Source organism: Streptomyces sp. NPDC059695 (assembly GCF_042733785.1).
GTDB lineage: Bacteria > Actinomycetota > Actinomycetes > Streptomycetales > Streptomycetaceae > Streptomyces.
Window position 1 is genome coordinate 46201 of record NZ_JBHWFF010000041.1, and the last position, 10543, is coordinate 56743.

8 protein-coding genes are annotated in these 10543 nt (G+C 74.2%); 4 read left to right on the forward strand and 4 right to left on the reverse strand.

Going from position 1 to position 10543, the window contains the following annotated elements:
* Window positions 1-74: 74 nt before the first annotated feature.
* Both ACFV2S_RS33310 and ACFV2S_RS33315 read right to left on the reverse strand, forming a co-directional pair.
* Window positions 75-404 carry a putative quinol monooxygenase gene (locus tag ACFV2S_RS33310; protein WP_382870858.1) on the reverse strand — a complete coding sequence of 110 codons (330 nt, stop codon included), beginning with the start codon at window positions 402-404 and terminating at the stop codon, window positions 75-77.
* Window positions 405-449: 45 nt separating this feature from the next.
* Window positions 450-1217 (reverse strand): IclR family transcriptional regulator, encoded by a 768-nt coding sequence (locus tag ACFV2S_RS33315; RefSeq protein WP_385567990.1) that lies wholly within the window; start codon window positions 1215-1217, stop codon window positions 450-452.
* 231 nt (window positions 1218-1448) lie between these two features.
* Between ACFV2S_RS33315 and ACFV2S_RS33320 the strand changes: the two genes are divergently transcribed.
* The 3 genes from ACFV2S_RS33320 (at window position 1449) to ACFV2S_RS33330 (ending at window position 5127) form a co-directional block, all read left to right on the forward strand.
* Complete coding sequence (locus tag ACFV2S_RS33320) at window positions 1449-3251, forward strand: VanW family protein (RefSeq protein WP_385567995.1); 1803 nt, start codon at window positions 1449-1451, stop codon at window positions 3249-3251.
* 104 nt (window positions 3252-3355) lie between these two features.
* Window positions 3356-4387 carry a serine hydrolase domain-containing protein gene (locus tag ACFV2S_RS33325; RefSeq protein WP_385568000.1) on the forward strand — a complete coding sequence of 344 codons (1032 nt, stop codon included), beginning with the start codon at window positions 3356-3358 and terminating at the stop codon, window positions 4385-4387.
* A gap of 98 nt (window positions 4388-4485) precedes the next feature.
* Window positions 4486-5127 carry a GNAT family N-acetyltransferase gene (locus ACFV2S_RS33330; protein ID WP_385568005.1) on the forward strand — a complete coding sequence of 214 codons (642 nt, stop codon included), beginning with the start codon at window positions 4486-4488 and terminating at the stop codon, window positions 5125-5127.
* On the opposite strand, the gene ACFV2S_RS33335 is transcribed toward ACFV2S_RS33330, so the two are convergent.
* The gene (locus ACFV2S_RS33335; protein WP_385568009.1) at window positions 5121-5663 is read right to left on the reverse strand and encodes a hypothetical protein; all 543 of its coding nucleotides are present in this window, start codon (window positions 5661-5663) and stop codon (window positions 5121-5123) included. The genes ACFV2S_RS33330 and ACFV2S_RS33335 overlap by 7 nt on opposite strands.
* Before the next feature lie 226 nt (window positions 5664-5889).
* Window positions 5890-8901 (reverse strand): BTAD domain-containing putative transcriptional regulator, encoded by a 3012-nt coding sequence (locus ACFV2S_RS33340; RefSeq protein WP_385568013.1) that lies wholly within the window; start codon window positions 8899-8901, stop codon window positions 5890-5892.
* Between the two features lie 138 nt (window positions 8902-9039).
* Here ACFV2S_RS33340 and ACFV2S_RS33345 point away from each other — a divergent pair.
* Window positions 9040-10543, forward strand: a 1504-nt coding sequence (locus ACFV2S_RS33345) for a glyceraldehyde-3-phosphate dehydrogenase (RefSeq protein ID WP_385568018.1), incomplete at its 3' end; no start/stop codon positions are given.

A 10543-nucleotide genomic window follows, 5' to 3' on the forward strand; every position in this document is an offset into this window, starting at 1 on the left:
GGCCACCGCCCCGCCTGCGTGTGCACGCGAACCTATCAGGCGGGGCGGCGCGCCCCCGGGGTGCCGGGGGAGGCTCAGAGGCCGGTCGGGGAGAGCTCGGCCATGGCGCCCCAGCCCTGCTGCGGGACCTCGACGTTGATGATCTCGGGAGTGGTGGCGATGGCCCCGGCCATGGCGGCGAGACCGGCGGTGAAGTGCGGGGAGGCGACGTGGGCGGCGCCGGCCTCCGCGTCGGCGAAGGCCTCCAGGAGGACGAAGACGTTCGGGTCGTCGACGCTGCGGGACCAGTCGAAGAACAGGTTGCCGGGCTCCGCGCGGGTGGCGCGGGTGAAGTCGTCGACCAGGTCGAGCCAGCGGTCGGCGTGGTCGGGGCGGGCGGTGAAACGGACGGCGATGAAGATCATGCGTCCAGAGTGCGGTGCCGGGGGCCCGGGGGCGAGCGGGGCGGCTCAGTTTTCCGGCAGGGCCGGAAAGGCGGGGACGGCCCGGGCGAGCGCGGCCCGGATCTCGCCCCGGCGCCGCCCGAACTCGGCGGTGGGCAGGGAGACGGACAGGGCGTGCACGATGCCGTCACCGCGCTCCGGCAGAGCGATGCCGAGGCAGGTGTACGCGAGGTCGGCCTCGCCGACGGACACGGCGAAGCCCTGGCCGCGGACCCGGTCCATCTCGGCCTCGAACCGCTGGGCGCCGGTGATGGTCCGCTCGGTGAGGCGGGCCATGCCGTGCTCCGCCAGGTAGCGGCGGCGCAGCGGGCGCGGCAGCGCGGCGAGCAGCGCCTTGCCGTGGGCGGTCGCGTGGGCGCGGCGCTCGGGGCCCGGCGTGAAGGGGTGACCGGTGTCGGTGACCGGGGCGGTGGTGTCGACGACGGTGATCAGGCCGTCGCGGTAGGCGGTGTGGTACGCCTCGGCGCCGGTGGCCCGCCGCAGTCGGCCGAGGAGGTCGCCGGTCCCGGCGCCGAGCCCGTGGTGGCGCTGGTGGGAGCGGTGCAGGGCGGGGACGCGGGGGCCGGGCGCGTATCCCTCCGCGGTGCGGACGAGGTAGCCGCGGGCGAGCAGGGGCCCGGTGAGGTGGTAGACGGTGGAGAGGGCGCAGCCGAGGTCGCGGGCGAGCGCCTTCGCCCCGACGGGCCGGTCCGCGTCGGCGACGGCGTCGAGGACGGCGAGGGCCCGGTCGACGGACTGCGGACCGGAGTGCCCGGGGCCGGGGGTGGCAGGCATCGCTCCAGCTTAGGGGCCCGGTTCCGGGGCGGTACGGAGTGGGGGTGGCCCGTCCGTCGCGCCGGTCCCGGGGGGCCGGGCGGTCGCGCTCCCACCCGTTCGGCCGCACACTCCGTGCCCGAATTGCCCCGCTCCGTATCTGTGCAGGTCAAACAGCCTTTATGTGCAGAAGTCACTCTTTCGGCGTACCGTCGTGGGGTTGCCCTTTTCCTCGACGCCCCGGGAGAGCGCGTGCCCCGCTCCACGACCGACCATGCCCCGACGCCCCGCGAGGGGCGCCGACCGCGTCTGAGGACGGCGGCGATCGCGACGGCTGTGGTCGCCGTCGCCGCGGGCGGCCTGTACGTGGCGGGTCTCGTCGCCACCGGGGACGACATATCCGCCGGCACCCGGGTCGACGGCGTGGACATCGGCGGCATGAGCCGCGCCGAGGCCGAGGCGAAGCTGACGGCCGCGGCCCCGGCCTCCTGGAAGGCTCCGATCGCCGTGAAGGTCGGCGACCGCGCCACCACCGTGGACCCGGCCGCCGCCGGTCTGACCGTGGACGTGGCCAAGACCGCCGACGAGGCGGCCGACCCCTCCCGGGACCCCTTCACCGTCATCGGACGGCTCTTCTCCTCCGGCGAGCGCGAGGTCCGCCCGGTCTACGCGCACGACGAGGCCAAGACCCGCGCCGCCGTGGCCGAGCTGGCCAAGGAGAACGACCGGGCGGTCCGCGAGGGCTCCGTCGCCTTCCGCGACGGCAGGACCGTCGCGACCCAGCCGCAGACGGGCCGGAAGCTGGACGCCGGACAGGCCGCCGAGACCCTGCGCTCGGCCTACCCGGCCGCCACGGGCGCCGCCGCGGTGACGCTCCCCGTGTCGGTGACCGAGCCGAAGCTGCCCGCCGCCGAGGTCTCCCGCTTCCTCGACGCGTACGCGAAGCCCGCCGTCTCCGGGCCCGTGACGCTCACGGCGGGCCAGGAGCGGCTGCGGATCTCCGCCGCCACCCTCGGCGACCACCTCACGGTGAAGAACGACGGCGGGCGCCTCTCCGCCGCCCTCGACGAGAACGCCCTGCTGCGCGACCCCGACGTGGCGCGCCCCCTGGCCGCGCTGACGAACGCGCCGCAGGAGGCGTCCCTCGGGGTGCGCGACGGCAAGGTCGTCGTGGAGTCGGAGGGCCGGCCGGGCCACGAGGTGACCGCGAAGGCCCTGGGCGACGCCGTGCGCCCGCTGCTCACGAAGTCCGGCGACGCGGCCCGTACGGCTCCGGTGGCCACCAAGGTCACCGACCCCGAACTGAGCTCCGGCTCCCTGGCCCGGCTGGGCATCAAGGAGCAGATGTCGTCGTTCACGGTGAACTTCCCCAGCGCCCCGTACCGCACGACGAACATCGGCCGGGCGGCCGAGCTCATCAACGGCTCGCTGGTGAAGCCGGGCGAGGTGTGGAGCTTCAACAAGACGGTCGGCGAGCGGACCCCGGACAACGGTTTCGTCGACGGCACGATGATCCTCGACGGCCAGTACCGCTCGGCGCCGGGCGGCGGCGTGTCGGCCATGGCCACCACCATGTACAACGCGATGTTCTTCGCCGGGGTGCAGCCGGTCGAGCACGGCGCGCACTCCTTCTACATCGAGCGCTACCCGGCCGGCCGGGAGGCGACCGTCGCCTGGGGCCAGCTGGACCTGAAGTTCCGGAACGACACGGGCAATCCGATCTACATCAAGGCGAGCGCCACCGACTCCTCGGTCACCGTCAGCTTCCTCGGCACGAAGAAGTACGACTCCGTGGAGGCCGTCGCCGGCCCGCGCACGAACCTCACGCAGCCGACGAAGCGCGAGGGCACCGGCGAGGCCTGCGTCCCGCAGCCGCCCCTCGAAGGCTTCGACATCTCGGTGGACCGCGTCTTCAAGAATGGCGGCACCGAGGTCAAGCGCGAGACGTACAAGACGCACTACACCCCGCGGGACGAGGTGACCTGCAAGCCGGTCGCCCAGGACACGGCCCCGGACGCCGGACAGGGCGCCGGACAGGGCGGCGACCGCCGCTGACGGAAGGGTGTCTTCCGCTACGGCCGGGGCATGTCTTCGGAGCGCGGCCCGTCGCCCCCTCCGACGGGCCGCACCCCACCTCCCCGGACCGTCGGAGGCACGCCTTGGCCCAGCGCAGCGACCCCTTCGAGCGGCTCCTCGACGAGGCCGCGCGCGCGGGCACGTACCCGGGTGCCGCGTGGGCGGTGGGCGACGCCCGCACGACCCTCTCGTCCGGGGCGGTCGGGGTGCTCGACCCGTCGGACCCCGGCGGGCCGACCCGCCCGGACACGCTCTTCGACGTGGCGAGCCTCACCAAGATCCTCACGGTCTGGGCGGTCGTCGGCACCCTCGTCGACGCCGGGAAGCTCGATCCCGGCGCCCCGCTGGACTCGTACTGGCCGGAGGCCGCGGGCCGGCCGCTCGCCGGCGCCACCGCGCACCATCTCCTCACCCACACGGCGGGCCTGCCGCTCCGCGCCAACCTCCGGCATCTGTACGGCTCCGACCCGCAGGACGTCCGCGACGGCGTCCTCGCCGAGCCGCTCCGGCACCGGCCCGGGGAGGCCGTCGCGTACACCGACCGGGCGGCGCTGATCCTCGGCTACCTCGCCGAGCACCTCACCCGCCGGCCGCTCCCCCGGCTGGCGCAGGACCGGGTGTGGGCGCCGCTCGCCATGACGGAGACCCGGTACGGGCCGCTGCCCGCCGGGGCCGGGGAGCGGTGCGCGCCCACCGAGTACGACGAGGAGAGCGGAGCCCCGCTGCGGGGCACCGTCCACGACTTCTCGGCACGGCTGCTCGGCGGCGCCTGCGGGATCGCGGGGGTCTTCACGACCACGGCCGACATCGGCCGGTTCCTGCGGCATCTGCTCGACCCGGTGCCCGGCACCTTCTCCGCCGAGTGGACCGCCGCGTCGCTGCGCGTCCGCACCGGCGGGCTCGTCCCGCCGCGCGGGCTCTTCTGGCATCCGGCGCCCGGCACGGAGCCGGCGGACGACGTGTGGGCGCACTTCGGCTTCACCGGCACGGCCCTGTGGGTGTCTCCGTCGCGGGACCGCTGGGCCGTCCTGCTCACCAACCGCCTCCGCCTGACCCGGGACCCCGGTCCGCTGGCCCGGGTCAGGGACACCTTCCGGAGGCTGGCCTTCCGCTGACCGGCGTCCGGAATCCCGATGGCGGCCCGGCCCCCGTTCTGCGACCCTGCATCCCGATCGAACGGTCTTCGACGGCGACACGAACGGGGTGCGGGCGGATGGTCTTCACAGGCGAGGTGCCGGTTCTGGAGGGTGCGTTCGTGCGTCTGGAGCCTCTCGCACACCACCACGCCGCCGGCCTGGCGGAGGCGGCGGAGGAGAGCCGGGACACCTACGGCTTCACGTGGGTGCCGGGACGGGACGGGTTCGAGGCGTACGTCGACGCGCAGCTGGACCGGGCCGCCGACGCCGCCGTCGTCCCGTACGCGCAGGTCGACCCGGCCACCGGCCGGGTGCTCGGCGCCACCGCGTTCCTCGACCCGCGTCCCTGGCCCTCGAGGGAGGGACTGTGCGCGGTCGAGGTCGGCTACACCTGGCTCGCCGCCTCCGCCCAGGGCACGGGGGTGAACACCGAGGCCAAGTACCTCCTCTTCCGGCACGCCTTCGAGAGCTGGGGCGTGGCCCGGGTCGACCTCAAGACCGATGCCCGCAACGCCCGTTCGCGGGCGGCGATCGCGGCCGTCGGCGCGACCTTCGAGGGCGTCCTGCGCAGGGCCGCCCGCTCCTGGGCGCCGGGCGAGGGCACGCTCCTGCGCGATTCAGCCGTCTTCTCGATCATCGGGGAGGAGTGGCCCGGACGCCGGGCGGCGCTCGAAGAGCGCCTGGCCGGCATCCGGGAGCGGCGCGTGCCGGCTCAGTGATAGACGTCGATCACGAGGCGGTTCGGGCTGGTGAGGGTGAAGACCCGGTAGCTGCTGTGGGCGCCGAGGGCGAGACCGAAGCGGAAGTACCCCTCGTGCCCGCCGGCCAGGGCGTAGCCCTTCACCGAGGGCAGGGCGAGCTGCTGCACGGCGGGGCCGGTGAAGGAGGTCTGGCCGGTGGTCGTCGAGTTGTTCACGCCCATCAGCTGGAGGGTCAGGTAGGAGGCGCCGTCGAGCGGGACGCGCCGGGGCTCGCCCTCCGCGTTGTCGGTGTAGATCCCCGAGGTGCCGACCGAGGCGTCCAGGACGGTCGGGAGGGCGGACCCGCCGAGGTCGACGACCACCCGGTCGTAGTCGGGGTGGGCGCCGGTCCGTACGGCGAGGAAGCAGGCCGACGCGCACTCCGGAGCGGCGGAGACCGCGGCGGGGGCGCCGGTCGTGGCGGCGGAGGCCGTCGGGACCGGGCCGGCGAGCAGGGCGGCGGCGAGGGCCCCGCCGAGGGCGAGGAGGCGCAGGGATGATGCGGACGCGGGCATGCCGGACTCCGTGACGGGGGAAGGGACGGGGAGGCGGGCGGGCGACGCGGCCCGCCGGGGTCCCGAATCTAGGGTCCGTGGCCCCCGCCCGTGCCGTCCCGGCCGTCTCCAGGACGTCCCGGGGCTTCCCCGGCCTTCCCGGGTACGCGGTCCGGGACACCGCCCCTCCCCTACCGCCCCTCCGCTACCGCCCCTCCGCTACTGCCCGGCCTTCATTGCCCGTCCTCTACCGCCCGTCCCGGAGGGCCTGGGCCGCCAGGTCCTCCAGGCCCTGCAGGCACTCGTCGATCCGCTTGGCCAGCTTGTGCCGGCGCGCGAGCTCCAGGCACGACTCCCAGGTCTCGCGGGCCGCCTCCCACTCCCCGAAGTGGTGGTGGGCCCGGGCCGTGAAGACGAGGCAGTCCGCCGTACCGCCCTGGTCGTTCATCCGGAGCCGGATGGAGAGCGCCTCCGCCAGGGACTCGAACGCCTCGTCGCGTTCCCCGAGGATGCGCAGCACGTCGCCGTAGTTGGTGAGCGCGGTGGCGAGGAACACCCCGTGGCCGCTGCCGCGGACCAGCTCGATGACCCGGCGGTAGTCCGCGGCCGCGAGGCCGGGCTCACCGTGCATCTTGCGGACGTCGGCGATCCGGCTCAGCAGGAGCGCCTCGCCGCGGGCGTTCCCGACCTCGTGGTAGAGGTCGCGGGAGCGCTCGGCGTGGACGAGCGCCCGCGCGGGGTCCTCGATCTGGAGGTACACCGCGGACATGTTGCCGAGGATCGACGCCTGGGCCACGCGGTCCCCGCGCTCGGTGAAGAGGTCCAGGGCGATCCTGAGGTGCTTCAGACAGTCCTCGTTCCGGAAGGCCATGCCGTGGGCGACGGCCGTGCGCCGGTGCAGCCACGCCTGGCCGATCCGGTCGTCGTGGGCGCGGGCGATCCGCATGGCCTGCTCCAGGCAGGCGTCCCACTCCCCCGTCCACCAGTGCGTGGACGCGTGCCCGAAGAGGCCCACCGCGAGGCGCCAGGCGATGTCGGAGCGGCCGAGCTCCCCGGCGAGGGTGAGGGCGTCCCGGACGGCCGGCAGCTCCCTCGCGCTCCACCGGATCGCCTCGTCGTCGTCCCGGAACTCGGGCAGGGACAGCCGCTCCACGGTCTCCCCGTCGAGCGGCGGCGGGGACTGCGTCTCGCGGGTGGCCGTCAGTGTCGCGGCCGCGAGGGCCGCGGCGTACCAGGAGAGCAGCCGGAGGAGGGCCGCGGTGCGCTCCTCCTCGGTGTCCTCCTCGTCCCGCTGCGCCGCGTACTCGCCGAGCAGGTCGTGCAGCTGGTAGCGGTCGGGCTCCGGGTTGAGGACGAGGTGGGCGTCGGCGAGGACGTCGAGCACGGCGGCGGCGCGGGACTCCGTGACGTCGAGGAGCGCCGCGGCGGACTGCGGGGTGACGGCGTGCGCCGACCACACCCGTCCCAGCAGCCTGAAGGCCCGGGCCGCCTCGCGCTCCAGGGGCTGGTCGCTGTCCCGCATGGCCACGTAGCTCATGGCGAAGGTGCGCCGGACGTCGAAGTCCCCCATGGCGAGGGTGTCGAGCCGGCCCTGGTGCGGGGTGAGCCGTCTCGCCAGGAGGGCGAGGGGCCAGGAGGGCCGGGAGGCCAGCCGGCCCCCGACGATGTGCAGGGCGAGCGGCAGCCCTCCGCAGGCGGCCATGATGTCGGCCAGCGCGTCGGGCTCGCTCCGCACCCGGGCGGACCCGGCGAGCTTGGCGAGGAGCGCGTGCTGGTCGGACTCGGGCAGCGGGGAGAGCGGCACCTTGGCGGAGCCCGGCAGGTCGGCGAGCAGCTGACGGCTCGTGATCAGCGCGGCGCTCTCGCCGCCGGCGGGGAGCAGGGGGGCCACGTGGGCGGCGTTGCGCGCGTTGTCGAGGACCAGGAGGACCCTGCGCTCGGCGAGCGCCGAGCGGAAGAGGAGGGCGCGGTCGTCGGTGTCCTCGGGCAGCGCGTCCTGGTGGACGCCCAGGTCGGACAGGAACCGGGCGAGCAGTTCGTGGGCCGTGCGCGCCCCGCCCACGCAGTAGCCGCGCAGGTCGGCGTAGAGGGCGCCGTCGGGGAAGGCCTCGCGCACCCGGTGGGCGACGTGCACCGCGAGGGCGGTCTTGCCGACGCCGCCCATGCCGGAGATGACCACGGCCCGGGCGCGGGAGGGCGCGCTCCCGTGCCCGCCCACGCCGCCGATGGCCCCCACCCCGACGGGGCCGGAGCCCGTGCCCGCGCCGCCGAACCCGACGGCCGTACCGGCCCCGCCGGAGCCCGCACCGCTGTCGGCGTCCCGGCCCGTACCCCTGTCGGCACCCGGGGCGGTCCCGGCGCCCCCCTCGCCGCGTACCCCGAGCAGGGCCCGGACGGCCGCCGCCTCGGCCGCCCGGCCCGTGAAGGCGTCGGCCTCGCAGGGCAGCTGGAAGGGCGGGCGGACGGACGCGGCCGGGGGGCGGGGGTGCGGTGCGGGTTCTCCCGCCAGCACCTCCGCGTAGGCCTCCCGGGCGGCGGTGCCGGGTTCCGTGCCGAGCTCCTCGACCAGGTCGCGGCGCAGCCGGTGGAAGACGGAGAAGGCCTCGGCCTGGCGTCCGGAGCGGTGCAGGGCGAGCATGAGCAGCCGGTGGAAGCCCTCCCGCAGGGGGTGCTCCCCCACCAGCACGGTGAGCGGGGCGACGGCCTCGTGGTGGCGGCCGAGGGACAGTTCGGCGTCGAAGCCCCATTCCAGGACCTGGAGGCGCGCCTCCGTCAGCTGGTGGACCCTCAGTGCGGGCGCCTCGGTCTCGGAGAAGGGGGCGATGTCCGCGAGCGGGGTGCCGCGCCACAGACGGAGCGCGAGGTCGCTCTCCCGGCGGACCGCCTCCCAGTCCTCCTCCTGGTGCGCCCGGTGTACGGCGCGGACCCGGGTCTCGAAGGCGTCGGCGTCGAGCTCGCCCTCGCGGACGTCCAGCTGGTAGCCGGGGGCGACGGTCCGCAGGCGCTCGTCGGTCCCCCCGTCGGCGGAGGCGAGGACGCGGCGGAGCCGGGTGAGGTGGTTGGCGAGGGCGGCGTCGGCGCTGGCGGGGACCGCGTCGCCCCAGAGGGCTTCCTTGAGGGCGTCGCGGGAGACCGTGCGGTTGGCCTGGAGCAGCAGTGCGGCGAGGAGGGCGCGGACCTTGGGGCCGGTGACCGGCCGCGGCTCCGTCCCGTCGTGGACGACGAGCGATCCGAGCAGCCCGAACTTCACCACCACCATGCCCCCGCATCAAGGTAGGCGGGCCCGCCCGCCTGCGGCGGATCCCGACGTGCCCATCGTACGGTTCGGCACCCCTTGATTGATCAAACCGGCCCCGGGTTACCATATGAGCGCCGCCTAGCTCGAAAGATAAATCTTGTGACTGTCAATGACGACTCGTTCATCAGTTGGAAGAACCGCGAGGAGATCGCGGAGTCGATGATCCCGATCATCGGGAAGCTGCACCGGGAGCAGGACATCACCGTCCTGGTCCACAGCCGCTCCCTGGTGAACAAGTCGGTGGTCAGCATTCTCAAGACCCACCGCTTCGCCCGGCAGATCGCCGGCGAGGAGCTGTCGGTCACCGAGACGCTCCCGTTCCTCCAGACGCTCACGACCCTCGACCTGGGCCCCTGCCAGATCGACATCGGTGTGCTCGCCGCCGACTACAAGACCGACGACCGCGGTCTCTCGGTCGCGGAGTTCACCGCCGAGGCCGTCGCCGGCGCCATCGGCGAGAACAAGATCGAGCGCCGTGACGGCCGCGACGTCGTCCTCTACGGCTTCGGCCGCATCGGCCGCCTCGTCGCCCGCCTCCTCATCGAGAAGGCCGGCTCCGGCAACGGTCTGCGCCTGCGCGCGATCGTCGTCCGCGGCGGCGGCGAGCAGGACCTCGTGAAGCGCGCCTCGCTGCTGCGCCGCGACTCCATCCACGGCCAGTTCCAGGGCACGATCACGGTCGACGAGGCGAACAGCGCCATCGTCGCCAACGGCAACACGATCAAGGTGATCTACGCCAACGACCCCTCCGAGGTCGACTACACGGCGTACGGCATCGAGAACGCCATCCTCATCGACAACACCGGCAAGTGGCGGGACCGCGAGGGCCTCTCCAAGCACCTGCGCCCCGGCATCGACAAGGTCGTCCTGACCGCGCCCGGCAAGGGTGACGTGCCGAACATCGTGCACGGCGTCAACCACGACACGGTCAAGCCGGACGAGCAGATCCTCTCCTGCGCCTCCTGCACCACCAACGCGATCGTCCCGCCGCTGAAGGCCATGGACGACGAGTACGGCGTGCTGCGCGGCCACGTGGAGACGGTCCACTCGTTCACGAACGACCAGAACCTGCTGGACAACTACCACAAGGCCGACCGCCGCGGCCGTTCCGCGCCGCTCAACATGGTGATCACCGAGACCGGTGCCGCCTCGGCCGTCGCCAAGGCGCTGCCGGACCTGAAGGCCCCGATCACCGGCAGCTCGATCCGCGTCCCCGTCCCGGACGTCTCGATCGCCATCCTCAGCCTGCGCCTGGGCCGCGAGACCACCCGCGAGGAGGTCCTCGAGTACCTCCGCGACGTCTCGCTGCACTCGCCGCTGAAGCGCCAGATCGACTTCACCACGGCCCCCGACGCCGTCTCGATGGACTTCGTCGGCTCGCGCCACGCGTCCATCGTCGACGCGGGCGCGACCAAGGTCGACGGCGACAACGCGATCCTGTACCTGTGGTACGACAACGAGTTCGGCTACTCGTGCCAGGTCATCCGGGTCGTCCAGCACGTCTCCGGCGTGGAGTACCCGACCTTCCCGGCCCCGGCCGTCCGGGATCGCCAGGTCCAGCTCGTGGACGACGGTCCGCTCCTCGTACGCGAGGGTCAGCTCC

Excerpts from the sequence above, each read along its gene's own strand:
- ACFV2S_RS33310 (WP_382870858.1), bottom strand. The coding sequence starts at position 404 with ATGATCTTCATCGCCGTCCGTTTCACCGCCCGCCCCGACCACGCCGAC.
- ACFV2S_RS33315 (WP_385567990.1), bottom strand. The coding sequence starts at position 1,217 with ATGCCTGCCACCCCCGGCCCCGGGCACTCCGGTCCGCAGTCCGTCGAC.
- ACFV2S_RS33330 (WP_385568005.1), top strand. The coding sequence starts at position 4,486 with ATGGTCTTCACAGGCGAGGTGCCGGTTCTGGAGGGTGCGTTCGTGCGT.
- ACFV2S_RS33335 (WP_385568009.1), bottom strand. The coding sequence starts at position 5,663 with ATGCCCGCGTCCGCATCATCCCTGCGCCTCCTCGCCCTCGGCGGGGCC.
- ACFV2S_RS33340 (WP_385568013.1), bottom strand. The coding sequence starts at position 8,901 with ATGGTGGTGGTGAAGTTCGGGCTGCTCGGATCGCTCGTCGTCCACGAC.